Consider the following 26648-nt stretch of genomic DNA (forward strand, 5'->3'; position numbering starts at 1 on the left):
GTAAATCCGATGAGTGGCCCGCGACGCGGCCGGGCATCGGTACGTGGCGTGCACCGAAAAGCGGCCGGAACGAACGAGGATGGTCGACGTGGACACCTGCCTGGGCATCGACATCGGGGGCACCGGCATCAAGGGCGCCCCCGTGGACACGGCCGCCGGACGCCTGCTGCACGAGCGCATCCGCCTGCTCACGCCGCAGCCTTCGGAGCCCGGCGCGGTGCTCGACGTCGTCCGCGAGGTGGTCGCGCGGTTCTCGTGGCGCGGCCCGATCGGCATCACCTTCCCCGGCGTGGTCGTCGACGGGGTCACACGCACCGCCGCGAACGTCGACAAGGGCTGGGTCGACCTGGACGCCCGCAAGCTGTTCAGCGAGGCGCTCCACGTGCCCGTCACGGTCGTCAACGACGCCGACGCGGCCGGCATCGCCGAGATGCGCTTCGGCGCCGGCGCGGGGCGGCGCGGCACCGTCATGGTCCTCACCTTCGGCACCGGCATCGGCAGCGCGCTGTTCCACGACGGCGTGCTGGTCCCCAACACCGAGTTCGGGCACATGGAGCTGCACGGCCACGAGGCCGAGCACCACGCGGCGGGCAACGTGCGCGAGGAGCACGACCTGACCTGGGAGCAGTGGGCGCACCGCGTCCGGCACTACCTGCAGCACCTGGACATGCTGTTCTCACCGACGCTGTTCGTCATCGGCGGCGGGGTCAGCAAGAAGGCCGACAAGTTCCTGCCGCACATCGTCAAGCACGTGCGCGCCGAGGTCGTGCCGGCCGGGCTGCACAACGACGCGGGCATCGTCGGCGCGGCGATGGCGGCCCAGCTCGCGTGCGGCACGGCGCCGCTGCCGACGCCGGACGCGGCGTCCGCCTGAGGCCCGCCGGTCCTGGGGTGGCCCGGGCCGAGGGCGCCCGGGACGGCTCAGGCCAGCGGTGCGCCGTGTACCTGACGTCCCGCCAGGAACGTGGCCAGGACCTCCAGCCCGCGGACGTCCTCGGGCGGGACCTCCAGCGGGTTCGCGGACAGCACCACCAGGTCGGCGTACTTGCCCGGGGTCAGCGAACCGGTGATGTCGTCGCAGAGCAGCTGGTACGCGGCGTCGATCGTCTCGGCGCGCAGCGCCTGCTCGACCGTCAGGCATTCCTCGGGTGCCATTACCCGCCCCTGGCGCGACCGGCGGGTCGCGGCGACCGTGATGTTGTGCAGCGGGTCCTCGGGCGTCGCCGGAGGGTCGTTGTGCAGGGAGATCCGCATCCCCGCGTCGACCGCCGAACGCGCCGCCGCCCAGTGCGCGCCGTACTTCTCGCCGAACAGGTCGTCGGTGAGCACCTCGCCCCAGTAGTACACGTGGTCGATGAAGACGCTCGCGGTGACGCCGAGCGCGGCGGCGCGCACGAACTGGTCCTGGCGCATCGCGCCGACGTGCTCCAGGCGCAGCCGGTGGTCGCGGCCCCGGTAGCGGGACAGCACGCTCTCGTACACGTCCAGCACCATGTCGATCGCCAGGTCGCCGTGCGCGTGGCAGGCGATCTGCCAGCCGAGCGGGAAGTACGCCTCGACGACCTCGGCGAGCGCGTCCCACGAGTAGTTCGTGGTGGTGCGCGGCCGACTGCCCAGGCCCATGCTGCGCGTCAGCTCGGTGTCCAGGTAGGGGAACGACACCGCGATCGTGCCGACCCACGGCGACCCGTCGACCCAGATCTTCACGCCGACCTCGCGGATCAGGTCGTCGCCCTCGCCCGGGTGGACGCCCGGCTCTGGCGCCTTGCCGGCCGGGGAGTACAGCCGCAGGCGCAGGCTGAGCCCGTCGAGCCGGTGCTTCGGGTCGAGCAGCGCGTCCCGCCACTCCGGCAGGCACGCCATCTCGCTGATCGTCGTGACGCCGACCTGGTTGAGCCGCGCCACCTCGCGGCGCAGCGCGGCGACCAGCTGCTCCCGCGGATGGCCCGCCGCGGGGAACAGCCGGCGGATGGCGCCCGCCTCGTACGCCGTGCCCAGCAGCGTGCCGTCCTGGCTGCGGCCGAACCGGGCGCCGGGCGGGTCCGGCGTCGTGCGGTCCACGCCCGCGCGCTCGGCGGCGCGGGTGTTGAAGAAGCCGAGGTGCGCCGACTGGGTGAGGATGACCAGCGGGGCGTCGGGCGAGACGGCGTCGAGCCAGGCGAGCGTCGGTTCCGGCAGCCCGTGGCCGTGGCCGATCGTGTCCCAGCCGATGAACGCGGCGCCCTCCGCGCCGCGCGCGGCCAGCGTCTTGCGGATGGTGTCGACCACGTCGTCCGGGGTCGGCACGGTCATCGGGCGGATGTCCACCAGGTCCGTGCCGAACAGGCGCGCCTCGGCGACCGCGTGGCCGTGCGCCTCGACGAAGCCGGGCAGGAGGCACCGGTCGCCGAGCTCCACGGTGCGGGTGTCCGGACCGGTCCAGGCGTGCGCGTCGGCGCGGCCGCCGACTCCGACGATGCGGCCGTCCCGTACCGCGACGGCGGTCGCGCGGGGGCGGGCCGGGTCCATCGTCACCGCCGTGCCGAGGAAGACCACGTCGGCGGGCAGCACGGTCGGGCGCTCGGGGTCCAGGCCGTCCGCCGCCGGTCCGGAGCCGGCTCCACCCGCCTCATCGGGCACGGGCCCGGGGATGGGGGCGGAGTGACGGCCGGGGCGGGGGTGGTCGGTGCTCACTCCCGCCCGATACCCAGGCGTCTGCGCACTGAAGCGGACGAATCCGCCGGTCCGTCAGCCGCGGCCGGTCGTCAGCAGCCCGCCGAGCAGGCCGGCGATGTTCCATGCGTCGTCGACGCCGCGGTGGTGGGTGCCCTCCAGCAGCAGGCCCGCGTGCGCGAGCGCGCCGGCCATGCCCAGCTCGTGCGGGAGGGCGTGGACGAGCGAGTAGAGCGTCTTGACGTTGAGGTGCCGGGTGCCGAACGGATAGGGCACCCCGAGCGCGGCGCACTGGCGTTCGAACTGCTGCCGGTCGTACTCGCCCCAGCTCGCCCAGACCCGCTCGTGGGAGCGGTATTCGTCACGCAGCAGGGCGCACGCTTCGGCGAACGAAACACCGCCGTCGACGTCCTCCTGGGTGAGCGTGGTCAGCTGCGTGCAGAAGGCGCTCACGGTCGAGCGTTGAGGGCGTACCAGGACGCCTCTTTTGTCGGTACGCTCTGCGCTCGCGATGTCGAAGACGGTCACCCCGATCTCGATGATGTCGTTGCTTTGGCCTGCGGGTGCCGACCCGTCCCAGCAGGTCGCTTCGACGTCGACCACGAGTATCCGATCCAGGAGCCGTTTCGCCATGGCGTGATCCAAGCACCGACGGCGCGACGTGACGAAGGGGTTTCGGTGGTGGTCAGGTGGAACGGTTGGGTCGAATCCCCGTCCCGTATCGAGGGGTTCCTGGTGTCGCCGGTATGAACCGGCTTGACCAACGCTGGGTGGACGGCTCGGGTACAAGCAGTGACATAGCGGGAAAATTCCCGACTATGACGCTGTCTCCCGAACGCATCGAGACGGCCCTCTCGGGGGCGGACACCGCGAACTTGACGGTCGCCGAACGGCTTTCCCATATCCGCTGGATCGCCGGCGGCACAGGAGCGGGCAAGAGCACGGTCGCACGCATGCTCGGAGAACGCCACAGCGTCCCGGTCTTCCACGGGGACCCGGCGGAACCCGGCTGGATCGCGCGCTCCGGCCCGGAACACCCGAACCTGTACGCGCTCGCCCGCCTGCCACCCGGCAGCTTCTGGGCGGGACGGACGGGCAAGCAGGCCTTCAAGGCGACCCCGAGCGTGCACGGCGAGACCTTCGCCCACCTCGTCGACGACCTGCTGGTCGCCGGCCCGCCCGCCGAAGGCCCGGTCCTGGTCGACTACTTCGGCATCCCGCCGGGTCACCTGGCGCCCGTCCTGGCCGATCCGCGGCACGTGGTGTTCCTGCTGCCCACCAAGGAGTTCAAGCGCGACGTGATGTACTCCCGCCACGCCGCGACCGGCGACCTGGACGTCCTGAGGAAGCGGCTCGTCCGCGACGGCATGTGGGACGACAAGGTGCGGCGGGAAGCCTCCCGGCACGGCTACCACGTCGTGACCGTCGACGGGACGCGCCCGCTGGCGGACACGGCCGACGAGATCGCGGAACTGTTCGGCCTGGCGGTGTGAGACGGCGGTGGGCGGGGCGGCCGACGCCCCGCCCCCGGCGCGGGTCCGGTAAGACGCGCCGTGCCCGCTTCCGTGCATGCGTCGGAGGTCAGTTCACCGTGCCGGCGTACGTCGCGGGGTAGTTCTGCGTCGCGTCGGCCCAGAACTCCGGGGTCTGCATGGCTTCCATGTTGCGCGGCACGCTCGAGATCTTCGAGCCGGTCCTGCCGAGGTCGCTGAACGTCGTCTGGCCCGAGCCGTACAACTCGGTGAGCGACGGGATGTCGGGGACCTGGGGCACGTTCACGTGAGGCAGGCGGGCCTCGGGCAGCTGCGGCTCGGGCAGCTGGGCCAGGTCCAGGGAGGACAGCGTCTCCGGGACGGCCTCCAGCCGGGTCACGCCCGGAACCGCGGAGACGGCCGGCAGCTCGGAGGCCGCGGGCAGCGCCGAGATCTCGCCGACGCGGGCCAGCTCGCCCACGCCCGCGAGGTCGCCGAGCTCGTGGACCTGGGGGAGCTCGGGCAGCGCCGACAGGTCAGGCAGCGCGGACACCTCGGGCAGGTCCGGGAGTCCGACGGCCGGCAGGTCGGGCAGCTCGAGCGGCACCGGCAGGAGCGGCGCGGCGTCCGCGTGCGCGGCGCTCGGGACGGCGGCGGCACCGAGCGCCAGGAGCGCGGTCGCGACAACCTTGCGAGTCTTCATGACCTGCAGAACGCGCGCCGTACGGGAACGTCACGGCGTCCGGGAGAAGATCCCCCGGACACCCCGCCGCCCCTCAGCCCTCCGCCGCGAAGCCGCGCACCAGGATCGAGACCGCCGTCGCGAACCGGCTTGTGAAGTCGAGCCCCTCCCCGGTGGCGAGCGCCTGGGCGAGGTACGGGTACGCGTCGGCGTCGACCGGCTCCGGCTCCTGCGCGTCGGCTTCGTGGCCGGGCGTGGTGCCGACCTCCGCGAGCGTGTGGCCGATGACGAACGTGGTGAGCGCGTTGACGGTGTCCAGGGCGCGCCCGACGGGCACGCCCTGTTCGCACTGCACGGCGAGCGCGCTCTCCAGGATCCGGAACGCCGCGGGGGAGTTGACCGGCCGGGTCGCGATCACGCCGAGCACGGCGGGGTGCGCCAGCAGCGTGGCGCGCAGCGCGTGGGCGACGCCGGTCAGCGCCTCGGGCCACGGCCGGTCGCGGCGCGCGGCGAGGTCGCCGGCGGCGCGTTCCAGCAGTCGTTCGACCATGCCGTCGAGCAGCGCGGCCTTGCTCGGCACGTAGTGGTACAGCGTCATGCCCTCGACGCCCATCGCGGTGCCGAGCTTGCGTGTGGAGAGGGCCGCGAGGCCGTGTTCGTCGACGTACGCGATCGCGGCGTCGAGCACCTTGTCGCGGCTGAGCCCGGCGCGCGGGCGCGCCCTGCGGTCGGCCATGCGGTCACCCCTTGACGATTCTTGCACTGTAAGAAAGACTTCCGGCAGGTCGGAATCTTACACCGCAAGAAAACCCGTAGGGGGAGAACGTCATGCTGGTCGCCGCGATGTCCCGCAAGCTCAACGAGGGCGTCGACTACGCCGAGTTCCGCAAGGCCTGGATCCCGGCGGCGGAGGACGTCTTCCCCGACGACCCGCGCACCCGCGTCATCAGCGCCGTCAACGTCGAGGACCCGCGCGAGCTGCTGACCATCGCACTCATCCCGGACGCGACCGTCGACGACATCCCCGTGTGGATGGAGCGGCTCGCGCCCGTCGAGGAGCGCCGCCACGAGCGCATCAAGCACATGGTCGGCGAGCCGACCCTCAACGCGGTCTACCAGGTGGTCGGGGACGACGACCTGTCGCGGCCGATCGCGGAGTAGGGGCCCGCGGAACGCGGGTGCACATCCCGGGCGGCGGCAGGGGGGGTGGCCGCCGCCCGGGACCCGATACCGCCCCTGAGGGCGTAACGGCCAGGCGCTCGCACGCCAAGGGGGGAGTTAGGCGTGCATTGCGCCCGGGGCGCGAGGCGTGGTCAGGTCGCGTTGCGGCGATGGACCACGATGGCAGGGATGGAGGTCTCGTCTATCCACAACGTATCGCGGACGTGCGATGGTTCCCGCCTGGAGCGATGCGGTCGCGGACGCGCGTCGGCGCAGACCTCGGAACGTGCAGCGTGAATGATCACGGCGGATCTCCCCCCGGCTGTCGCGGTGACCGACGCACCGCGCGGACAGCACCCTTCAAGAGTGGCAGATGGAACGCCCCTGGGGCATCCCGCGCGTGGAGTATTCGCGAACTGATACCTCGTTCTGACGGATGAGCGGCGGGGTTGGGGTCCGCCGGGCGGCGGACGGCGTCGAGACCCGGCCAACCCGGCCGAATTGACACCTCGTTGCCCCGTGGCGGGCACCCTGGCGCTCCGGTCACCCGTCGTCCCGGCGAGACTCCGGCCGCGGACGCGCCGGCGCGAGGTCGGGGCTGTACCGGGACGCCTCGGGCGCCGACCACGCCAACCCCGTCGCGCCGGGCACCTCCACGACCGCCTCCACCGTCAGTTCGACGAGCCGCTGCGCGCCCGGGAAGGCGGCCGCGTGCTCGTGCTCCCAGACGATGCGGGCCGTGCCCGAGACGTGCAGCAGGCCGCCGGTCGACCAGTCGGGGAAGACCACGCCCGCCGCCGCGTGCACGGCGAGGTTGCCGAGCGTCATGAACATCGCGTTGCCCAGGTAGTCCGGCCACACGACGCGGTCGGGCGCGGGCGCGTGCACGAAGCCCGGGTTGCCGCCGCGGTGCGACGCGTCCGCGTGGCCCGCGTCGTCGGCGGTCGCCACGAAGAACGTGTCGGCGGACGTGACCGCGGCGCGTTGCGCGTCGGTCAGGCGGGTGCCGCGCGTGGCCTCGCCGGGCTTGGCGGCGGGGGCGGGTGCGGGTTCACGCTTGCTGATGTACTTCGGGCAGTTGCCGTACACCTGGTCCAACGCGACGGTGAGGCCTCCGCCGCTCGGCCGCGCCGTCCCGTTGAAGCGCCACCGGCGCCGCACGCCCGGCTCGAGGACGACCAGGCCGACGCGGGCCGGGCCGGCCAGCGCGGCGGCGAGCGGGTCGGCGGGCCCCGGCCGGGTGCGGATCTCGAGCGTCGTGTCGTCCACCGCGGCGAGGAAGCCGGGCTCACCGGTCAGCAGGGTCGCCCACATGCGGCCCTCCGTGTCGGCCGCCCCGAGCGCGGCCACGCGCTGGGCGGACAGGAACTCGGCGGCGGCCGCCGGAACGCGCGTCCCGACCACCTTGCCGACGCGCGCCGCGAGGGCGCCGACCCCGGCCCGGGCCTGGACGGCTAACTCGCCGGGGTGAAAGGCGTGGTCCATTGATCCCTTTCCCTTCCACATGGATAGGAGTGCGAGATAGCATTAGAACGTGACTGTGACGATCACCCCCGCAGCGACCGGCAGCGGCGCCCCGGCACTGGGCGAACCGCTCGCCGTCGAATACGGCAACACATGGCACGCCGTGCGCGGCACCCGCGGCGGCCTGCACGACGCGCTCGCGACCCCCGAGACGCTGGCCGCCTGGCTCGTCGAGCACGGCGGCCGCTTCCCGGAGGGCGTGGCCGACGCCGCGCTGGCCGGCCTGCGCGCCGAGGACCTCCCGCGCTGGACGGCGCTGCGCGACGCCATCCGCACCGTCGAGCAGGCCGTCGTGACCGGCACGGCGCCGGACGCCGACGCGCTCGCGACCGTCAACACGGCCGCCGCCGCGGCCCCGCGCGTCCCTCGCCTGGTGCTCGACGCCGACGGCCGCCTCACCGCCGTCGAGGTCGCCGACCCGCACCCCCACGCCGCGCTCGCCGCCCTGGCCGCCTCCGCCATCGACGTCTTCGGCGGCCCCCAGGCGGCGGCACTGCGCGCCTGCGAGGGCCCCGGCTGCGTCCTCTTCTACGTCCGCAACCACCCCCGCCGGGGCTGGTGCTCCCCGGGCTGCGGCAACCGCGCGCGCGTCGCCCGCTACCACGAGCGGCACAAGGGCTAGTTCCGCTCCGACCGCCACCGCCACCGCCACTGCCGCGGCACGTCGTCCGCATCCCCGGGCCGCCTCGGCAACGCACAGGCAAAAGTCCCGCACCCGGCCTGGGCCTCGCGTGCCCCGCGGCCCTACTGTCTGCGCATGAGCAACGCATCCGGTGCCTCCGCCAAGCCGTCGTCCGGTCGTACGTCCTGGTGGGTCAGCCCGCTCGGCGGGGTGAAGCGCAAGGGCCCGTGGGAGGTCCCGGCCAAGATGAAGTCGGTGACGCTCGTCGGCGGCGTGTCCCTCGACCTCACCGAAGCCCGGTTCGCCGAGCCCGAGTTCGTGCTCACCAAATTCTCGCTCGTGGGCGGCGTGTCCGTCACGGCCCCGTACAACGTCCGCGTCGACGTCCGCGGCCTCACCCTCCTCGGCGGCCGCGACATCGAAGACGTCGCCGAACTCCCCGCGGACGCCCCGACGGTCGTCGTCAAGGCCTACGGCCTCCTCGGCGGAGTGACCGTCAAGCGCGCCTGAACACGGATCGGACCGGAGCGGTCCCCGCTCCGGTCCTGTTCCCCGTGGGCGTGCGGTCACCCCTTATGCGGGGCGCGGGGTGTTCAGTTCCTCGGTGTTGGCGCCCATGATCTTGGCGCGGGTTTCGGGGTCGAAGTCCTTGACCTCGGTCTCGTAGTCGAGCGGGTTGGGCAGGGCCTCGATGTGCGGCCAGTCGGAGCCGAAGACGACGCGGTCGGCGCCCATGAGCTCGACGGTCTCGTGGACGTCGTCCTCCCAGAACGGGTTGATCCAGATGTGCCGGCGGAAGGTCTCCACCGGGTCCTCGGGGAACAGGCCGGGGACCTTGCGGTTGACCGAGCGCAGCTTGCGGAACAGGTCGCCGAGGAACTCCGAGCCGTTCTCGACGGACACCACCCGCACGTTGGGGAAGCGGTGGAAGACCCGGTCGAGGACGAGCGACGCGAGGAAGTCGTAGATCGGCCGTTCCATCGTCCACAGCATGGTGACGGACGGCTTGCCGTGGCCCTTGAAGTCCGTGGAAAGGCCCTGCTTGCGGCTGTAGCCGTTGGCTGAGTAGCCGCTGTCGCCGGCGTGCACGACGACCGGCACGCCCGCCTCGTTGACGCGGGCCCAGAAGGGGTCGAAGACGGGGTCGCCGGGGGTGAACGGGCCGTCGGCGGTGGTCGGCGCCGCCGGGCGCATGCAGACCACGCGGGCGCCGTTCTCCAGCGCGCGGTCGAGGTCGGCGAGCGCCGTGTCGAGGTCGGCGAGGGCGATGTAGGGGGCGGCGAAGATGCGGTCCTGGTGGTTCCAGCCCCAGTCCTCTTCCAGCCACCGGTTGAAGGCGCGGAACAGCTGTCCGACGGCGAACGGGTCGTGCTTGAGGGCGTCCTCGTAGATCATGCCGAGGGTCGGGAACAGCCAGACCTTGTCGAGGCCTTGGGCGTCCATCGCCTGGACGCGCGCGGCCGGGTCGCGGTACTCGGGGCGGATCGGCTCGCGTTCGCGCAGGAACTCCAGCGGGTTGCGGCCTTCGGGGTTGCCGCGGAAGTACTCGGCCATGGCGCCGGCCTTCGCGATCGGGTCGAAGGTGGGGTTCACCACGGCGTGGTTCACCTTGCCGCCGATGACGTGGTACTTGCGGCCGTTGATCTCGCACCACTGGATGACGCGGTCGCCCAGGCGCGGGTCGAGGTGGCGGGTGAACGCGTCCAGCGCCTCGTAGTAATGGTTGTCTGCGTCAAAGATGATGCTCATGCGCGTCATTGTGCGGCGAAGCGCGGGACGAAACAAGGTAAGGGTGTCTGTCTTTTTGTGCGGGCCCCGCCGGGCTTCCGCAGTGGTCCTGGGGCGCGCCGCCGCACGCCCCAGGACCCGGTCGTCCGACGGTTACTGAGTGACCATCAGGTCCGACAGCACGCCGGCGGCGCGGTCGGCCTGCGCGTGCGCGCCGAACAGATAGGTGCCGAACTGCGTGCGCCCCTTGAGGTAGTACTCGAGGAACGCGGTCGCGTAGACGTCGCCCGTGGCGTGCTGCGAGTCGTACGACACCCCGGGCGTGCAGTCCTGCGGGACGCCGGGGATCGCGATCTGCGTCCCCTGCTCGTCCAGGAACTGCACGTGGTTGGCGCCGGCGATCTCGACGTACTCCTTGAACGCGCCGGGAACGTCGTTGTAGTAGCGCTTGCCGGCTCCAGGCGAGATGCAGTCGTTCTGGCCGCTCTCGATCAGCGTCGGCACGTGGATGTTGCGGGTGTCCGCCTCGACCCGGTTGTACGTGTCGAGGTCGGCCGGGTCGTAGCCCGGCGTCAGGGCGACCACGGCGTCGATGCGGCTGTCCTGCGCAGCAGCCGCGAGCGCGCCCGCGCCGCCGAGCGAAGCGCCCGCCGCCGCGACCTTGGTGGTGTCGACGATGCCCTTGATCGGGCTGCCGAACGCCGAGTTGTCGCTGATGACCCGCGAGATGCCCGCCTTGATGTTGGTGACGTGCATGTACGGGTCGGTGGACAGGATGTTCGGCGGGTAGTAGCTGAGCACGATGTAGCCGTGCGAGGTCAGGTACCCGATGATCCAGTCGAAGTAGTCGAACCCGACCCACGAGGCCGGGGCGAGCACGACGACCGGGTACTTGCCCTCGGTCTTGTCCGCCGGCTTGAGCCAGCCGTCGGACGTCGCCGGGTAGGACACGCGGGCGTTCTGGAAGCCGGGTCCGCCGGTCCAGTAGAGGAACTCGTAGGTGCCCACGTGGTACGGGCCGGGCTGGGTCGGCGGCACGGGCGTCACCGCGTGCGCCGGCGCCGCGCCGAACAGCAGCGCGAACACCGCGAGCAGCGCGACGAGGAACGAACCGGTGGTACCGCGCGGCCGCTTCGACCGCTGGGGGGATCTGGCCATGGTGCGTCGCCCTCCAAAGGGGGATCGGGTGGACGTACCTTGCGATCCGGGCGCCCGGCCGGCGGGGGAGAGGAACCGGAATCGAGGGGGAGGGTTCCGGTTCCGTCGCCGACCGGGCCCCGGCCACCCGGCCCGGAGCCCCGTCCTCGGTGGCGTGGAGGAGGAGCCGGCCCTGGCCGGGAGTCTCTGGGTGGTGCGGAACGGACGAGCGGGGAGCGTCAGCGGGTCATGCCGCCAGCACCCGGTACACGGCGTCGACGAGCGACAGCGCGCGCCAGTCGGTGTGCGACAGCGTCTGGCCGTTGGTCACATAGGCGAACGACAGGCCGCACGCCGGGTCGGCGAACGCCAGCGTGCCGCCGCTGCCCGGGTGGCCGAAGGCCTCGGGATTCCCCGAGACCTGGAAGAACGACGTCGAAGGTTTCATGAACCCCTGGGCGAACGCGGTCAGTTCGCCCAGGATGCGGTCCTGCCCTTCCACCGCCGTGGTGGTGGCGGCCTTGACCGAGTCGGGTGCCATCAGGCGGACGCCGTCAAGCGTGCCGCCGGCGGCCAGCGCGGCGTACACCCGCGCCAGGGCCCGCGCGTTCGTGACCCCGCACCCCGACGGGATCTCCAGCGCCAGCACGTCCGGGTCGTGGTCGGCGCCCGGCAGCGCCAGTTCGGGCAGCGTCAGCATCGCGCGCATCATGTCGGAGTCGGGGTCCCACGCGGGTGCGCCGGAAGCCGATGTGTCGGACGTGTCGGACGTGTCGGAAGCGGGCGTGCCGGAAGGCGTGGCGGCCCCCCGGTCCGCCACGCCCCCTCTTCCCCCCGTTCCCCCCTGTGTTCCCCCCGAGCCCGCCGGATCCGGGCTTCCCCCCGGACGTGCCCCGGTTCCGGCGGTTGTCGTTCCGGCTTCCCCCATGGCCGGAACGGCCGGTGGTGCGGGGACGAGCGTCGCGACCGTCGCCGCGACCTCGCGCGGCGTACCGATGTACGCCCGCACCCCCAGCGGTCCCGCTACCTCGTCGTTCAGAAACGCCCCTACCGTGCGCCCGTCGATCCGGCGCAGCAGCTCGGCCGCGTAGAACCCCCACGTGACCGCGTGGTACCCGTGCGCGGTGCCCGGTTCCCAGTGCGGTCGCTGCGCGGCCAGAAGATCGGACAAGGCGTCCGGAACGGCGACGGTGGACAACGGGATCGGTTCGTCGAGGAACGGCAGTCCGGCTTGGTGCGACAGCAGTTCCCCGACCGTCACGCGCTGCTTTCCGGCAGCGGCGAACTCCGGCCAGTAACGGCAGACCGGGCTCGCGTAGTCCAGTCGGCCGCGGTCCGCGAGCATCGCGAGGCAGGTGGCGACCAGCCCCTTGGTGGCGGACCACACCACCTGGACGGTGTCGTGCTCCCACGGCCGCCCCGTCTCCGGGTCGGCGAGCCCGCCCCACAGGTCGACGACCGGCAGGCCGCGGACCTGGACCGCCAGCGCCGCGCCGACCTCGCCGCGTTCGGCGAAGTGCGTACGGAACTCCCGCTCCACGGCGGCGAATTCCGGTGCGGCGTGACCCTGCACGGTCGCGTCTTCCACAGGTGGGCTCCGTTCGTGAGGTGCTGGTACGTGGTGCGTGGTGCGTTCGCGCCGCTCGTACCCGCTGGAGCACTGCCGGGTGGAGCCCTCCCCGGCGGTGCGGGAGGCCTCAGCCCTTGGTGTCCTTCCGGGCACGCCGGCCGTTCTTCGTCGGCGCCGTGCGCGGGCTCACCCCGTCGAGGACGAGGCCGAGGAACTGCTCCTCGAGTTCGGCGAGCGTGTAGCCGCTGGTCTGGTGCCATCCGACGGACAGCCACAGCGGGTAGGTCAGGTACCGGTAGGCCAGGTCGGGCGTCAGGTCGGCGCGGAAGTCGCCGGACGCCATGCCCGCTTCGAGCGTGTCGATCCACAGGTCGCGGGCCGCCATGCTCGAGACGTTCAGGTGCTGGAAGCGCGGGAGCGTCGCCAGGTACGCGTAGTCCCGCAGGTACACGGTGCACGCGTCCGGGTGGGTCTCGATGAGGCGGAACGCCGCGTGCACGAGTCCGCGCAGCCGCTCCAGCGGCGCGGGATCCGCCGCCACCGCCTCGTGGTTCCAGGTGTCGAGGTCCTCCATGGCTCCGCGCAGGATCTCGTCGACCATCTCCTCTTTGGACTCGAACCAGTGGTAGAGGCTGCCGGCCTGGATGTCGACCGCGTCGGCGATCTCCCGGACGGTCGTCGCGGCCACGCCCTTGCGGGCGAACAGCGCGGCAGCCTGGGCGAGGATCAGTTCCCGTCGCGCGGGCGCCTCCGGCGCCGTCTTCCTGCGTGCCATCAGTCCGTGTCTTCCTGCTCCGGCCGGTGAGGTAGAGCGCAGCCTAACCGCAGGCCGGGGATTTTCCGGAGGTCGTGGTTCCGCCGCAGTGGCGCACCGCCTTCCGTCTTCCGTTCGACGCCGCCGGCGGCGCGTTGCCGCCGAACGACCGGGCGTGACGCGTGGGGGAGGCCGCCCGGGGAGTGCTGGTGTGCTGTCCGGGCGAGAACCTAACGAGCGTTTGTTGGCTACCTAACGCTTGTTTGATGCACCTGAACTGTCGACCCGAACGGGCTTCGCTGTCAAGGCTTGTGCGACATCGACTCGTGCCCTACGTTGTCGCGCACCATCCGTGGGGGATGGCCGGCCGGGGAGCGGACGCGAAAGGCGTTGCTCCCACATGGACCGCTCCAACAGCTCCTCGCCTCCCAGAGGCCGCGCGCTGCGCCGCCTCGCCGCGGGCGCCGCCGTCGGCGTACTCGTCCTGAGCGCCGCGGCCTGCGGTGACGACGACAAGTCCGACAAGGGCAAGTCCGCGCCTTCGTCCGCGGGTTCGTCCGGCGGGGCCGACGTTCCGGCCGCCAAGATCATCGGGCTGTGGCAGGTCAAGGGCGAGGACCCCAACGCGATCGACGACTACCAGAACGGCGCCCTGGTCGCGGTCGACGAGATCAACGCCAAGGGCGGCGTCCTCGGCAAGCCGCTGCAGTTCGAACGCGTCCCCAGCGGCCTGAACCCGACCTCGGCGCGCAGCGCCTTCCTCGCCGCCAAGGACAAGGACCCCAGCGGCATGGTCGGCTTCCCCGGCGGCACCGAGGCGGAGGGGCTGCAGCGCGACATCGACGCCGCGCGCATCCCGATCGTCAACGTCAACAACGACATCACGCTGCTGTACGGCGCCAAGAACGGCAGCGAGTGGATGTTCACCACGAACCCGTACGACGGCGCCACCGCGAAGAACATGGTCGCCCTCGCGCAGAAGAACGGCTGGACCAAGCTCGGCGTCCTCGGCAACGACCTCGGCTACGGACGTGACGGCACCGACCGCACCAAGAGGGCCGCCGAAGGCACCCCGGTCACCGTCGGCGCCACCCGCCTCGTCCCGGTCGCGCAGACCGACCTCACCGAAGCGGTCCTCGCGCTCAAGGACAGCACCGCCGTCGTCTCGTGGTCGTACCCGAACACCCTTGCCGCGCAGCTGAAGCAGATGGCGCAGAACAACATCACCACGCCTGTGGTCGGCGGCGGTTCGACGCCCGTCGTCGTCAACTACGGCCTGGCCAAGGGCAAGGAGGTGGAGAACCTGCACGCCGTGCTCGCGTGCCTGCCGTCCACCGACCAGCGGCCCTCCACCAAGGCCTTCAACGACGCCTACAAGGCGAAGTACAAGACCGACGCCCCGCCGCTCGCCGCCGCCGCGCACGACGCGGTCTGGCTGCAGGCCGAGGCGATGAAGAAGGCCGGCACCACCACCGACCACGCCAAGATCAAGGCCGCGCTCGAGCAGCTGTCCTGGACCGAAGGCGCCTGCCAGCCCGAGTACAAGGCCGACCCGTCGCACGTCCTCGCGCACCAGCAGATCGCGCTGAAGTACGACGCGAACGGCGTGGCAACCGTCGAAGACACCTACAAGATCCCGGAGTTGGCGAAGGGGTCGAGCTGACCTCACGCTCGCCCGCGCGTCCGGGAACGAGCCGTTCCCGTTCCCGGACGCGCGATCCGGCCTTCCCAGGCAGGGTGGCGGCGTATCGGGTCGTCCCCTGGCGGCCCACTCAGCGGGTACGCCGCCACCCGCTCCACCGGCGCGCTCTCGACGGCGAACGCCTCCGAGTGTTCTCGCAGTTCGCCTGTGTTGTCCGGCGGTTCGTGCTCGTCCGACCGCTCCGTCCCGACCGACCAGAACCGGCGGTACCCATGGCCACGTTCCTCGCCCTGCTGGCCGGCGCGCTCGCGTACGCCGCCGTGCTCACCCTGGCCGCGCTCGGCTTCCTGCTGCTCTACAAGGCCACCGGCGTGGTCAACTTCGCGCACGGCGACCTGCTCACCCTCGGCGGCTTCCTGGCCTGGTGGGCGATCGACGACCTCGGGCTGCCGGTGGTGCCCGGCTCGCTGCTGGCGATCGTGCTGCTGGCCGGCGTCGGCGTCGTCCTGGAACGCGTCGCGTACGCGCCGCTGCGCAAACGTCCGCAGATGACCGTCGTCGTCGCGACCCTCGCCGCCGCCCTCGTCATCCGCGCCTCGATCGGCATCTGGCAGGGCAGCGAACCACGGCGGCTGCCCAGCCCGGTCGGCGACGGCGCGTGGCACGTCGCGGGTGCCGCGATCGCGTGGCAGCGGGTGCTCATCGTCGGCGTCACCGCCGTCGTGGTCGCGCTGCTCATGTACGTCTTCCGCTACACGTCGTTCGGCCGCCAGGTCCGCGCGCTCGCCGCCGACCCCGACGCCGCCCGGCTGTGCGGCGTACGCGTGCGGCGTGTGTCGATGATCGCCTGGGCGCTGTCCGGGGCGCTCGCCGCGCTCGCCGGGATCCTGGTCGCGCCGCTGACCGTGCTCGACCTCAACTTCGGGTTCGCGATCATGCTCGGCGGCATGGCGGCGGCCGTCGCGGGCGGCTTCGGCAGCCTGCGCGGCGCGGTCGTCGGCTGCCTCGGCGTCGGCCTGATCCAGCAACTCGTGGGCGGCTACTGGCTGCGCGACTACGCCGGGGCGCTGCCGTACGCCGCACTGTTCCTCGTGATCGTGATCCGGCCGCAAGGCATCGTCGCGACCCCCGCCTCCCGCCTGTGAACCCGCACCCTTCGGCTTCTGAACCCGCCGTGAGCCCCAAGGACGGCCCGCGCATGACCGAGACCGACAACGCCGCAGCGCCGCCTGCTTCTTCGCCGCCGGTGGCCGACTCCGCCCTGAGGAAGACGGCCTCATCGGGGTCCTCGCCGCGCTCCGACGCGCTGACCGCCGCGTTCGACGGTGTCCGCGCGCGGATCGGGGCGGGCGCGCGGCACGGCGACCGGCCACCCGCGTACCGGCGCCACCAGTACCTGGCCGTCGCGGTGTTCGTCGCCGTGACCGCCTTGACCGCCCCGCGCGTGGTCACTTCGGCGGAAGGGTCGAACCTGCTCGACCTGTGGCTCGCGTACTCGATCGCGGGCGTCGGGTTCTACTGGATCTTCGGACTCGGCGGGCGGTTCGCGTTCTGCCAGACCACGATGATGGCGGTCGGGGCGTACAGCTCGGCGTACGCGACCGGGCACGGGCGTGCGTTCTGGCAGAGCACGCTGATCGGCGCCGCGGCGGCCGCGATCGCCGCCGCGGTGATCGGGCTGGCGCTCGCCCGGGCCCAGCACTTCGCGTTCGCGATCGGGACCCTCGCGGTCTCGCAGGTCGGGGTCGTGGTCTTCAGTCGGACGAGTGACTTCACCGGGGTGAACGGGCAGGTCACGGGGCTGCCGTACGCGTCGTTGTTCGGGCACACCTTCGACTCCGACCGGTCGGTGTTCTGGCTGTTCCTCGGCGTCCTGACCCTGGTCCTCCTGCTCGGGGTGTTCCTGGAACGTTCACCGCTGGGGCGCGAGGCGGTCGCGGCACGGGACGGCGAGACGGTCGCGCGAACCGCCGGCGTGCCCGTGCGGCGCGTACACCTGACGCTCTACGTGCTCGGCTCCACCGCGGCCGGGATCTCCGGCGCGCTGCTCGGCGACTGGCGCGGCTTCGTCGCCGTCGACGACTTCGGCCTCGACCTCGGCATCGGGATCTTCCTGATGGTCATCCTCGGCGGCGCCGGATCACTGTGGGGGCCGGTGCTCGGCGCCGGGTTCTACGTGTGGGCGCCCAAGCTCCTCGCGGACCTCGACGAGTACAAGGGCGTGGTCTACGGCGCGCTGCTGCTGGTGATGATCATGGTCTGCCCGGACGGACTCATCGGACTCGGCGGCAGGGCCCGGGCGTTGGTGCGGCGGCGGCGCGAACCCGCGGAAGGCGGCGGAGATGCCTGAACACGTCCTCGAAGCCCACGGCGTCAGCGTCGCGTTCGGCGGCGTCAAGGCGGTCGACGAGGTCTCGGTCGCCGTCGGCGAAGGCCAGGTCGTCGGCGTCATCGGGCCCAACGGCAGCGGCAAGACCACGCTGCTCAACGCGCTCACGGGCGTCGTCCCCGCACACGGGGTGCTCATGGTCGACAGGCGCCGCGTCCGGCTGGGGGCGCCCGAACGGCCGCGCCGCGCAGGGCTGGTGCGGATGTTCCAACAGCCGCAGCCCTACCGCGCGCTCACCTGCCAGGAGAACGTGCTCGTCGCGACCCCGGACCGACGGGCCCGCGGGCTCACCGGGGCCTGGCTGCTGCGGCCGCGCATGCTGCGGGTCGAACGGGCCCGCTGGGCCTCGGCGTCCGCCGCCCTCGACCGGGTGGGGCTCGCCGCGAAGGCGCAGGTGTCGGCGGCCTTTCTGACGTACGGCGAACAGCGACTCCTGGACATCGCCCGCGGCATCGCCGCCGGCCCGCGCGTACTGATGCTCGACGAGCCCAGTGCGGGACTGAACGACCAGGAGACGCACGCCCTGCTCGTCCTGCTCCGCTCGGTCGCCGCCGACGGCGTCGCGCTCCTGGTGATCGACCACAAGATCGACTTCATCGACGCGCTGTGCGACCGCATCACCGTGCTGGAAACCGGCCGCGTCGTCGCCGAAGGCACGCCGGCCCAGGTATGGAAGGACCGCCGCGTGATGGACGCCTACTTGGGGACGGCCCAGGATGCTTGAACTCACCGGACTCACCGTCGACTACGGCACCACGCGCGCCGTAAGCGGCCTCGACCTGAGCGTCTCCGCCGGCGAGGCCGTCGCCCTCCTCGGGCCCAACGGCGCCGGCAAGACCTCGACGCTGCACGCGATTTCGGGGCTCGTGCCGGTGCGCGGCACCGTGCGGTTCGACGGGACGGACATCACCGGGCACGACCCGGCGGCGATCGCGCGGCGCGGGCTCATCCACGTCCCCGAGGGGCGGCGGGTGTTCCCGACCCTGAGCGTGCACGAGAACCTGCTCATGGGCCGCATCGCCGCGGCGGGCCGGCACGGCTGGACCGAGGACGACGTCTACAGCCTGCTGCCCGCCCTCGTGCCGCTCCGCGACCGAGCCGGATACGCACTCTCCGGCGGCGAACAACAGATGGTCGCGATCGGGCGTGCCCTGGTGTCCGCCCCACGCATGCTGCTCCTCGACGAACCCTCCCTCGGGCTCGCACCCGTCATCGTCCGCGCGGTGTACGACGCCCTCGCGCAGATCGCCGCCGACGTACCGGTCCTCGTCGTCGAACAGAACACCGTAGAGGCCCTCCGCCTGTGCAGCCGCGGCTACGTCCTGACCGCCGGCCGCCTGGCCCTCGCCGGAACCGCCGCCGAACTCGGCGACCGCGAATCCCTGCTCGCTTCCTTCCTGGGAACACGTGATGCGGCGCACGCCTAGGAAGACCGAGGGGCCCGTCCAGTCGCTGGGGGGCGACTGACAGGCCAGGAGGCCCGGCGGCGTCCTCGTCCGATGCCGAGCCGCCGCCGGGCCCCCGCCAGGTAGGCGAACACGTCTGCGAACCTCCTCCCAGACGTGTTCGCCTACCCACCCCGAGGATCTGCCGGGGAAACCACGACAGGAGCGTTCATGCCCATCACCACGCTGCAGATTCCCACCGCGGACGGCCACGCCGACGGCTTCGCGGCTTTTCCCGACCACGGCGAACGGCACCCCGGGGTGCTCATGTACGCGGACGGCTTCGGTATCCGTCCCGTAGTGCGGGAGTTGGCCCTCGAGCTGGCCGGGCACGGGTACTACGTACTCGTCCCCAACGTGTTCTACCGGCACGGCCCGGCCCCGTTGATCGAACTTCCCGCGCATGTCGGAGACGACGTCCGTCCCAAGCTCTTGGCCAAGGTGATGCCGTTGATTCAGGCGCACACCGTCGAACGCATCGTGAGTGATGCCGACGCTTACCTCAGGTTCCTCGCCGGCCGACCCGAGGTCGCCGCCGGGCCGATCGCGGTGACGGGCTACTGCATCGGCGGTCTGCTGGCCACGCGTACCGCCGCGGCCTATCCGGATCAGGTGGCCGCTGTCGCCGCGTTCCACGCTCCCGTGGGTGCGGACGGGCCCGAGGCCTTCAAAGCGATCACGGCCGAGGTCCACTTCGGCCACGCCGCAAGCGACCTGACACCCGAGGCCTTGGGCGAGCTCAACCGAGCCTTGGACGCCGCGAAGCTCGACTACACCTCGGAGATCTACCCCGGCACGGTCCACGGCTTCACCATGTCCGACACCGACGCCTTCGACCCCGCCGGACTGCGGCGCCACTGGGACAGCCTGATTCCGCTGCTCGACCGCACCCTGTCCGGCAGCTAGCGGGCGCCGCCCGTGGGTCAGTTCTCCGGTGGGGGCTGAGGGGCGGGGTGTTTGGTGGCGTTCTTGATGATTTTGTCGCGGAGGGCTTGGGCGAGGTCGATGTCGAGGGTGTCGCAGACGCCGAGGAGGTAGGCGAAGACGTCGGCGACCTCTTCGCGGACGTGTTCGGCGACGTCGGGGTTGGCCATGACGTCGGCGGCCTGGTCGGGGGTGAGCCATTGGAAGATCTCCACCAGCTCGGAGGCCTCGACGCTCAGGGCCATGACCAGGTTCTTCGGCGAGTGGTACGGCTGCCAGCCGCGCTCCTCGGTGAACCGGCGCAGCGCCAGGGTGAGCTCTCGGATCGGGTCCGGGGCGGGAGATGTCATGGCGACCAGTGTGCCGTCACCCGGCGGTGTCGGTCCGGCGGGGGAGAATGGGTGGGTCGGACGTACGCACATGGAAGGTCGGTCACGGTCGCATGAGGGTCGCCACCTGGAACATCAACTCCGTCGGGGCCAGGCTGCCGCGTCTGCTGCAGTGGCTGGAAGGCGCCGCGCCCGATGTGGTGTGCCTGCAGGAGCTCAAGTGCGCCGCCGACGCGTTCCCGTTCGAGGCCGTGCAGGAGCTCGGGTACGAGGTCGCCGCGCACGGTGACGGGCGCTGGAACGGCGTGGCGATCCTGTCCAAGGTCGGCATCGACGACGTCGTCCGCGGGCTGGACGCCGGCCCCGACTACGAGGGCGTCCAGGAGACGCGCGCGATCAGTGCCACGTGCGGCCCGGTGCGGGTGTGGTCGGTGTACGTGCCGAACGGCCGCGAGGTCGCCCACGCGCACTACGCGTACAAGCTGGAGTGGCTCGCGGCGCTGCGCACGGCGGTCGTCGCCGACGCGGCGGCCGACCGGCCGTTCGCGGTGCTCGGCGACTACAACGTCGCGCCCACCGACCAGGACGTGTGGGACATCAGCCTGTTCGAGGGCGCCACGCATGTGAGCGCGCAGGAGCGGGCGGCGCTCGCCGAGCTGGAGAAGGCCGGGCTCGCGGAGGTCATGCCGCGCGCGCTCAAGTACGACGTGCCGTTCACCTTCTGGGACTACCGCGACCTCGGGTTCCCGAAGAACAAGGGCATGCGTATCGACCTGGTGCTCGGCAACCCGGCGTTCAACGCGGCGGTCACGGACTCTTACGTCGACCGCGAGGCGCGGAAGGGCAAGGGGACTTCGGACCACGCCCCCGTCGTGGTGGATCTGGACCTGTAGAAGACATGAAGACGCCCGGGGCCGTTTGCGCGGCTCCGGGCGTCGTCGTTGTCAGAGGTACATGCCGTCGCTGATCGGGGCCCGGTGTGCCTCCACCGGCGCCGCGCCGTTCTTCAGGGCGTACAGCTCCGCCAGGGTGGACGCCGAGCCCACCCCCTGCGAGGTGCCGAGCCACTCCGTCGCCTCCTGGAAGTCCAGGGGGCCGACCTCGATCTGCGCGAGGCAGCGTCCCGGGCGGACGACCGCCGGGTGCAGGGCGCCGAGCGACTCGTTGGTGGTGATCGCGACCAGGACGTTGCGGCCCTGCCCGAGCAGCCCGTCGGTCAGGTTGAGCAGCCGGGACAGGGCCTGCCCCGTCGACCGCTTCGCCTCGCCGCGGATCAGCTCGTCGCAGTCCTCCAGGACCAGCAGCCGCCACCGGGTGTGCTCGGTCTCCTCCTCCTCGCCGGTACGCCCGATCGCGACGTCCATCAGGTAGCCGGTGTCGCCGAACAACGCCTCGGGGTCGAGCACGCAGTCCATGCGGCACCAGTCGCGCCACTCCCTCGCGAGCGACCGCAGCACCGTGGTCTTGCCGGTGCCGGGCGGGCCGTGCAGCAGGATCAGCCGGCCGGCGACGTCGTCGCGGCCGACCGCCATGAGTTTGTCGAACGCCGTCGCCGCCGAGCCCGCGTAGTTGCGGCGGATCTGCGCCCACGGCGCCGCCGCGATCGAACGGGTCGTGCGGTACGGGCCGCGCCGCGCCGAGTGGTACCAGAAGCCCATCGCCACCGACTCGTCCTGTGGCAGCGGCTCGGCCTTCGCGTTCTTGACCGCCTTCTTGAGGACCGCGCGCCCCACCTTGGCGTTGTCCGCGGTCACCGTGACCTCGCCGCCGCCGCTGCGCCACACCACGGCGCGCAGCGTCCACCCCTCGCCCGCGGCGAGTGTGGAACGGCGGTCGTCCTCCTCGACGGTGCGCAGGACGCGCGCGCCGCGCGGCACCAGCTTCGCACCCGGACGGATGCGGTCGAGCCGGGTCGTGCTCGCCCACGGCTGGCGGCCCGACACGAACTCGGCGAGGGTCAGGGCGTCGATGACGTCGTACGGGGTGTCGGAATCGTCGAGTCCCAGCGAATAGGGCAGGGTCTGTGCGGGGTCGTGCGCCGGTCCCGTGCCGGGCTCGGCGTCGCCGCCGCCGGCTTCGGGCGCCGCCACCCCGTGGATCCGGGCCGGTATCTGACGGGGCATGGACATGCCTCGATCATCCGTGCCGTCGGGCCGCGCGTACAGCGGTTTTGCCGAACCCGCACGTCGCGGCGGACGGCGTCGGGGGCGGAATCGGGTGCGGAACGGGGTGCGGAATCGGCACGACGTCGCCCGCGCCGGTGCGCGCTCAGACGTCCAGATAGGCGGCGTCCACCGCCGCCACCACCGCGGCCAGCGCCGCGTCGCGGTCGAGCCCCAGGCGTCGGGCCCGCGTCGCGTAGTCCAGTGCCGCGGCCGACGCCTCGCGCTGCGCGGTGTCGCCGACGGCCGCGATGACGGTGCCGTGCCGGCCGCGGGTCTCGACCACGCCGTCCGCCTCCAGCTCGCGGTACGCGCGGGCGACCGTGTTGGCGGCGAGCCCCAGTTCGGCGGCCAGACCGCGCACGGTCGGCAGCTTCGTCCCGACCGGCAGCGCACCCTCCCGGGCCAGCTCGGCGATCCGGGCCCTGACCTGTTCGAACGGCGGGACCGAGGAGTGCGGGTCGACGGTGATCTGCATGGCCGCAAGTGTGACGCACCGGCCCCGCGCGGGCGGCGCGGCGCGTTGCCCGCGTGTCCCATACCCGGATGAATCGTTCCCTGACTACCGGAGCGAGCGGTAATCCCAACCAGGATCGGGGAGCGACGCATGGGCAGCGCGGTCGAGCACGAGGAGCACGTTCACCACAACCACGAGCACGGCGACGGCTGCGGGCACGTCGCGGTGCCGCACGGCGACCACATCGACTACGTGCACGACGGGCACATCCACCGCGTCCACGACGGCCACACCGACGAGTGCTCGCCGACCGGGCACGCGGTGCACGACGGGCACCACCACGAGCACGGTGACGGTTGCGGACATGTCGCGGTGCCGCACGGCGACCACGTCGACTACATCCACGACGGACACCGGCACGCGCGCCACGACGGCCACTGGGACGACCACTGAGCCGGACGCCGGCGCGGGACCGCCGCAAGTCCGTTCACCCGAGCGCGTAATCCGTTCGCCACAAGGCGAATTCCCTTATTCCGGACGCTGAAGAGGGGCAGTCTCAGCCCATGGACATTCTGGTGATCGGCGGCTCCCTCTTCCTTGGCCGGAGCATCGTCGAAGAGGCGCTCAAGCGCGGGCACAAGGTGACCACCTTCAACCGGGGGCGGACGGGCATCGATGTCCCCGGTGTGGAGGCCGTGCGGGGCGACCGCGAGAACAAGCAGGACCTGGAGCGCCTGGTCGGGGGGCGTTCGTGGGACGCGGTGATCGACGTCTGCGGGTTCACGCCGCGCGTTGTCGGCGACTCGGTGGCGGCGCTGAACGGTCATGCGCGGGCTTACACGTTCGTCTCCAGCCTCTCCTCGTACCAGGACTGGCCGACTAAGCGCATCGACGAGTCGTCGCCGCGCAATCCGTGCGCGCCGGACGCCGAGGAGGGCGACGGCGACTACGGGATACTCAAGGCGGGCTGCGAACGCGCCGTCGAGGGCGACTTCGAAGGCCGCACGCTCATCGTCCAGCCGGGCCTGATCCTCGGCCCGTACGAGAACGTCGGCCGACTGCCGGCGTGGCTGTACCGGATGGCCGAGGGCGGGCGGGTGCTCGCGCCGGGCGACCCCGACCGCGCGATGCAGCTCATCGACTCACGAGACCTCGCCGCGTTCACCCTCGACCGCACCGAGGCCGGCGCCGAAGGCCGGTACGTCGTCAGCGGTTCGCCCGCGAACACGACGATGGGCGACTGGCTCGCCGACTGTGTCGAGGCCACCGGGTCGGACGCCGAACTGGTCTGGGTCGACGACGAGTTCCTGCTCGAGCACGGCGTCGAGCCGTGGAGCGAACTCCCCCTGTGGGCCCCGGCGAGCGACGACTTCGCGGGCGTATGGCTGCCGGACCCGTCGAAGGCGCTCGCCGACGGCCTCGTGTGCCGCCCGGTCCGCGAGACGGTGCGCGACACGTGGGCATGGCTGAAGGCGGCCGGCATGCCGACCGACCTCCCGCGCTACCGAGGCCACCAGATCCAGCAGGGCATCAACCGCGAGAAGGAACGCGCAATCCTGGCGGCCTGGGACGAGCGGTCGGCCTGACGCTGTGGGGCCAGAGGGGAACCTGACGGACTGTGGGGCCAGAGGGGAACCTGACGGAGTAGGGCGCGCGCGATGGGCCTGACGCCGAACGGACAAGGCGGGGGAGAGCCACGGGGCGTTCCGCGCTGCTGAAGTGCGGTTGAGTTCACACGCTCACGCGTTCACGCTCACGCGTTCACGCTCACGCGTTCACGCTCACGCGTTCACGCGCTGCTCCTCTAGGGCCAGTTCCCCGCCTGCCCTCCCGCCCGCGCGGCGCGCTGACACGCTCGCGCCCTACTCCTCCCCCCGCGTCGCCCCTTCCCCATCCGCCTTTGCGACCGTCTGTCCGTATCGTTGCCACGTGCGTCCGATACGTCTGCTGGCCGGGCTTCCCGAGCGGCTTCCCGCGCGGGTGTTCGGGGTGCCCGGGGTGGATCTCACGCTGGCCTTCGTGATGCTGCCGATCCAGTTGGTCGGCGTGTTCATCGTGTCGGTGCCGGTCTATGTGCTCGACACCGGTGGCGGGCCGCCCTCGCGGCTTGAAGGGCGTGATGTCGACTGGATGGCCTGGTGTCTCCTCGTCGTCGCAGCGCTCATGCTCGTGTGGAGGACGAAGCGGCCACGGGTCGCGCTGGTCGTGGAGAGCGGCATTCTCGCGGCGTATCTCGCGCGCGGTTACCCGGTCGGGCCGATCGTGTTGCCGGTCATGATGTGCCTCTACACGACCGCCGCCGCCGGGCGGCGGCGTCGGACGGCGTTGGCGGCGTTGGCGTTCGTCGTCGCGGCGTGCGGGTTCTGGGTGCCGCGGATCGCTCGGATCCTCGACGCGGCGGCCACGTTCGTCGGCACGGTCACGGTCTTCTACGCGGTCGTGTTGGCGATCTTCGGCGGGCCGGTGCTGTTCGGCGAGGTCGTCCGTGTGCGGCGGGAGGCCGCTGAGGCGCGGGTGGCGCAGGCGATGCGTGACGCGGAGCGGCGGGTCGCCGAGGAGCGGTTGCGCATAGCGCGTGAACTGCACGACGTCGTCGCCCACAGCATGGCAGGCATCGCGGTGCAGTCGGCCGCCACGCTGCGGCTGCTCGGCGACCCCGACGACGAGGTCCGCGAGGCGCTCACCGCCATCCGTACCGCAAGCCGACAGGCGCTCGGCGAACTGCGGTCCACCGTCGGCATGCTGCGCGACACGGGCCTCAAGGACACCGACGGGCTCGAACGCCTCGACACGCTGTTGGAGGCGGTCCGCAAGGCCGGCGTGCCGGTCGAGCTCGACCGGTCGGGGGACGAGGTGCCGCTGCCGCCGGAGACCGGGCACGCGGCGTACCGGATCGTGCAGGAGTCGCTCACCAACGTGCTGCGGCACGCGGGCCACGGCGCGACCGCGCGGGTGCGCGTCGTGTACGGGGACGGCGACCTGCTCCTCGAAGTCGTCGACGACGGCCCCGGGTTGGCTGACGGCCACGGCGCCGGGCACGGTCTGTCGGGCATGCGGGAGCGCGCCGAGTCGGTCGGCGGCTCGGTCGTCGCGGGTACGCTGCCGGGCGGCGCGGACGGCGCGGACAGCGCCAAAGCCGGCGGCTTCCGGGTCTCGGCGCGGCTGCCGCTGACGGGCGTTCGAGGGGAGGCGCGGTGATACGCATCGGGTTGGCCGATGACCAGGCGCTGGTCCGCACCGGGTTCCGCGCGCTGCTCGGCACCGAGGCCGACTTCGAGGTGGTCGGCGAGGCGTCGGACGGCGGCGCGGCCGTCGCTCTGGCCCGCGAACTGCGCCCCGACGTCCTGCTGATGGACATACGTATGCCGGACGTCGACGGCCTCACCGCCACACGCCGCATCGTCGGCGACCCGGAACTCGCCGGCGTGCGCGTGGTCATCCTGACGACGTACGCCGAGGACGCCAACGTCTACGGGGCGTTGCGCGCGGGCGCGAGCGGCTTCCTGGTCAAGGACGCCGAGGCCGAGGAGCTGGTGCAGGCCATCCGCGTGGTCGCGCGCGGTGACGCGCTGCTGTCGCCGGGCATCACCCGTCAGGTGATCGGGATGTTCGCGCGCTCCGACGTGCGCATCGGCACCCCGGACGCGGGCGCCGGCGACGTACCGCTGGACGCCCTCACCGAGCGCGAGCGCGAGGTGCTGTGCGAGATCGCGGCCGGTCTCGCGAACGAGGAGATCGCGCTGCGCCTCGGGATGAGCCCGTTCACGGTCAAGACGCACATCAGCCGCATCCTCGCCAAACTCGGGCTCCGCGACCGCGCGCAACTGGTCGTCGCGGCCTACGAGTCGGGCCTGGTGCGTCCTGGCCGCGAGACCTCGGGGCCGCACGAGGGCGCGGAAGGGTAGTGCTGCCGGAGTAGTCCTGCCGCTGTACGCCGGGCCGGAGTACAGCGCGCGCCGCAGCGCGGGGACCGTCCGCGCGGGCGACGTACGCGCCCC

General features: G+C 72.1%; 28 protein-coding genes and 1 pseudogene. 17 read left to right on the plus strand and 12 right to left on the minus strand.

The genetic code is table 11. From position 1 onward, the window contains the following. Positions 1-79 precede the first annotated feature (79 nt). On the plus strand, positions 80-874 hold the full coding sequence (ppgK, locus tag QI554_RS14190) for a polyphosphate--glucose phosphotransferase (RefSeq protein WP_281469932.1): 795 nt from the start codon (positions 80-82) through the stop codon (positions 872-874). Positions 875-921: 47 nt separating this feature from the next. Here ppgK and QI554_RS14195 read toward each other — a convergent pair whose 3' ends face one another. Together QI554_RS14195 and QI554_RS14200 are read right to left on the minus strand one after the other, a co-directional pair. Continuing rightward, positions 922-2619, minus strand: a complete 1698-nt coding sequence (locus QI554_RS14195; RefSeq protein WP_281469934.1) for an amidohydrolase — start codon at positions 2617-2619, stop codon at positions 922-924. A gap of 108 nt (positions 2620-2727) precedes the next feature. Further along, positions 2728-3285: a 3'-5' exonuclease gene (locus QI554_RS14200; protein ID WP_281469936.1), complete on the minus strand. Its 558-nt coding sequence runs from the start codon at positions 3283-3285 to the stop codon at positions 2728-2730. 185 nt (positions 3286-3470) lie between these two features. Between QI554_RS14200 and QI554_RS14205 the strand changes: the two genes are divergently transcribed. Beyond that, positions 3471-4145 carry a P-loop NTPase family protein gene (locus tag QI554_RS14205; RefSeq protein WP_281469938.1) on the plus strand — a complete coding sequence of 225 codons (675 nt, stop codon included), beginning with the start codon at positions 3471-3473 and terminating at the stop codon, positions 4143-4145. Positions 4146-4233: 88 nt separating this feature from the next. On the opposite strand, the gene QI554_RS14210 is transcribed toward QI554_RS14205, so the two are convergent. Both QI554_RS14210 and QI554_RS14215 read right to left on the minus strand, forming a co-directional pair. Further along, positions 4234-4827, minus strand: coding sequence for a hypothetical protein (locus tag QI554_RS14210; RefSeq protein ID WP_281469940.1), 594 nt, complete (start codon positions 4825-4827; stop codon positions 4234-4236). Between the two features lie 73 nt (positions 4828-4900). Next, positions 4901-5542, minus strand: coding sequence for a TetR/AcrR family transcriptional regulator C-terminal domain-containing protein (locus QI554_RS14215; RefSeq protein WP_281469941.1), 642 nt, complete (start codon positions 5540-5542; stop codon positions 4901-4903). Between the two features lie 92 nt (positions 5543-5634). Here QI554_RS14215 and QI554_RS14220 point away from each other — a divergent pair, with 92 nt between their 5' ends. Further along, complete coding sequence (locus tag QI554_RS14220; RefSeq protein WP_281469943.1) at positions 5635-5967, plus strand: hypothetical protein; 333 nt, start codon at positions 5635-5637, stop codon at positions 5965-5967. A gap of 543 nt (positions 5968-6510) precedes the next feature. Here the strand turns inward: QI554_RS14220 and QI554_RS14225 are convergent. Continuing rightward, positions 6511-7452 (minus strand): pyridoxamine 5'-phosphate oxidase family protein, encoded by a 942-nt coding sequence (locus QI554_RS14225; RefSeq protein ID WP_281469945.1) that lies wholly within the window; start codon positions 7450-7452, stop codon positions 6511-6513. Between the two features lie 49 nt (positions 7453-7501). Here QI554_RS14225 and QI554_RS14230 point away from each other — a divergent pair, with 49 nt between their 5' ends. Together QI554_RS14230 and QI554_RS14235 are read left to right on the plus strand one after the other, a co-directional pair. Next, positions 7502-8113: a CGNR zinc finger domain-containing protein gene (locus QI554_RS14230; protein WP_281469947.1), complete on the plus strand. Its 612-nt coding sequence runs from the start codon at positions 7502-7504 to the stop codon at positions 8111-8113. 135 nt (positions 8114-8248) lie between these two features. Then, positions 8249-8623, plus strand: coding sequence for a hypothetical protein (locus tag QI554_RS14235; RefSeq protein ID WP_281469949.1), 375 nt, complete (start codon positions 8249-8251; stop codon positions 8621-8623). Positions 8624-8686: 63 nt separating this feature from the next. Here QI554_RS14235 and QI554_RS14240 read toward each other — a convergent pair whose 3' ends face one another. From QI554_RS14240 to QI554_RS14255, 4 genes are all read right to left on the minus strand, one after another. Further along, positions 8687-9862, minus strand: coding sequence for an amidohydrolase family protein (locus tag QI554_RS14240; protein ID WP_281469951.1), 1176 nt, complete (start codon positions 9860-9862; stop codon positions 8687-8689). A gap of 132 nt (positions 9863-9994) precedes the next feature. Next, complete coding sequence (locus QI554_RS14245) at positions 9995-10999, minus strand: alpha/beta hydrolase family protein (RefSeq protein WP_281469952.1); 1005 nt, start codon at positions 10997-10999, stop codon at positions 9995-9997. 226 nt (positions 11000-11225) lie between these two features. Further along, a complete protein-coding gene (locus QI554_RS14250; RefSeq protein WP_281469953.1) occupies positions 11226-12566 on the minus strand; it encodes a serine hydrolase domain-containing protein in 1341 nt (446 codons plus the stop codon). A 109-nt stretch (positions 12567-12675) separates the two neighbouring features. Next, positions 12676-13323, minus strand: coding sequence for a TetR/AcrR family transcriptional regulator (locus QI554_RS14255; protein WP_281469954.1), 648 nt, complete (start codon positions 13321-13323; stop codon positions 12676-12678). A 379-nt stretch (positions 13324-13702) separates the two neighbouring features. Here QI554_RS14255 and QI554_RS14260 point away from each other — a divergent pair, with 379 nt between their 5' ends. From QI554_RS14260 to QI554_RS14285, 7 genes and pseudogenes are all read left to right on the plus strand, one after another. Continuing rightward, complete coding sequence (locus QI554_RS14260) at positions 13703-14965, plus strand: ABC transporter substrate-binding protein (protein WP_281469955.1); 1263 nt, start codon at positions 13703-13705, stop codon at positions 14963-14965. A 251-nt stretch (positions 14966-15216) separates the two neighbouring features. Then, positions 15217-16089, plus strand: a complete 873-nt coding sequence (locus QI554_RS14265) for a branched-chain amino acid ABC transporter permease (protein WP_281469956.1) — start codon at positions 15217-15219, stop codon at positions 16087-16089. A 53-nt stretch (positions 16090-16142) separates the two neighbouring features. Beyond that, entirely contained in the window at positions 16143-17294 is a 1152-nt protein-coding gene (locus QI554_RS14270) for a branched-chain amino acid ABC transporter permease (protein WP_281469958.1), read from the plus strand. After that, positions 17287-17814 (plus strand): annotated as a pseudogene (locus QI554_RS14275) (ATP-binding cassette domain-containing protein); the annotation flags it as partial. The gene QI554_RS14270 and the pseudogene QI554_RS14275, both read left to right, overlap by 8 nt. Beyond that, positions 17809-18057 carry an ABC transporter ATP-binding protein C-terminal domain-containing protein gene (locus tag QI554_RS43565; RefSeq protein WP_425527974.1) on the plus strand — a complete coding sequence of 83 codons (249 nt, stop codon included), beginning with the start codon at positions 17809-17811 and terminating at the stop codon, positions 18055-18057. The pseudogene QI554_RS14275 and the gene QI554_RS43565, both read left to right, overlap by 6 nt. Further along, positions 18050-18760, plus strand: a complete 711-nt coding sequence (locus QI554_RS14280) for an ABC transporter ATP-binding protein (protein WP_281469962.1) — start codon at positions 18050-18052, stop codon at positions 18758-18760. The genes QI554_RS43565 and QI554_RS14280 overlap by 8 nt, the downstream gene beginning before the upstream one ends. A gap of 189 nt (positions 18761-18949) precedes the next feature. Further along, on the plus strand, positions 18950-19684 hold the full coding sequence (locus QI554_RS14285; RefSeq protein WP_281469964.1) for a dienelactone hydrolase family protein: 735 nt from the start codon (positions 18950-18952) through the stop codon (positions 19682-19684). 17 nt (positions 19685-19701) lie between these two features. Here QI554_RS14285 and QI554_RS14290 read toward each other — a convergent pair whose 3' ends face one another. Beyond that, complete coding sequence (locus tag QI554_RS14290; RefSeq protein ID WP_281469966.1) at positions 19702-20052, minus strand: nucleotide pyrophosphohydrolase; 351 nt, start codon at positions 20050-20052, stop codon at positions 19702-19704. A gap of 92 nt (positions 20053-20144) precedes the next feature. On the opposite strand from QI554_RS14290, the gene QI554_RS14295 reads away from it, so the two are divergent. Next, positions 20145-20924: an exodeoxyribonuclease III gene (locus QI554_RS14295; protein WP_281469968.1), complete on the plus strand. Its 780-nt coding sequence runs from the start codon at positions 20145-20147 to the stop codon at positions 20922-20924. 51 nt (positions 20925-20975) lie between these two features. Here the strand turns inward: QI554_RS14295 and QI554_RS14300 are convergent, their stop codons facing one another. After that, a complete protein-coding gene (locus tag QI554_RS14300; protein ID WP_281469970.1) occupies positions 20976-22160 on the minus strand; it encodes a DUF5925 domain-containing protein in 1185 nt (394 codons plus the stop codon). A 139-nt stretch (positions 22161-22299) separates the two neighbouring features. Further along, positions 22300-22671 carry a GntR family transcriptional regulator gene (locus QI554_RS14305; protein ID WP_281469972.1) on the minus strand — a complete coding sequence of 124 codons (372 nt, stop codon included), beginning with the start codon at positions 22669-22671 and terminating at the stop codon, positions 22300-22302. A 129-nt stretch (positions 22672-22800) separates the two neighbouring features. On the opposite strand from QI554_RS14305, the gene QI554_RS14310 reads away from it, so the two are divergent. The 4 genes from QI554_RS14310 to QI554_RS14325 all read left to right on the plus strand — a co-directional run bounded on the left by QI554_RS14310 (position 22801) and on the right by QI554_RS14325 (position 26555). Next, positions 22801-23103, plus strand: a complete 303-nt coding sequence (locus QI554_RS14310) for a hypothetical protein (RefSeq protein ID WP_281469974.1) — start codon at positions 22801-22803, stop codon at positions 23101-23103. A 110-nt stretch (positions 23104-23213) separates the two neighbouring features. Further along, positions 23214-24236 carry an NAD-dependent epimerase/dehydratase family protein gene (locus QI554_RS14315; protein ID WP_281469977.1) on the plus strand — a complete coding sequence of 341 codons (1023 nt, stop codon included), beginning with the start codon at positions 23214-23216 and terminating at the stop codon, positions 24234-24236. 343 nt (positions 24237-24579) lie between these two features. Further along, positions 24580-25848 (plus strand): sensor histidine kinase, encoded by a 1269-nt coding sequence (locus QI554_RS14320; protein ID WP_281469978.1) that lies wholly within the window; start codon positions 24580-24582, stop codon positions 25846-25848. After that, positions 25845-26555: a response regulator gene (locus QI554_RS14325; protein ID WP_281469980.1), complete on the plus strand. Its 711-nt coding sequence runs from the start codon at positions 25845-25847 to the stop codon at positions 26553-26555. Before QI554_RS14320 ends, QI554_RS14325 begins: the two co-directional genes overlap by 4 nt. Positions 26556-26648: the final 93 nt, after the last annotated feature.

The organism is Yinghuangia seranimata, from assembly GCF_029953285.1.
GTDB lineage: Bacteria > Actinomycetota > Actinomycetes > Streptomycetales > Streptomycetaceae > Yinghuangia > Yinghuangia seranimata.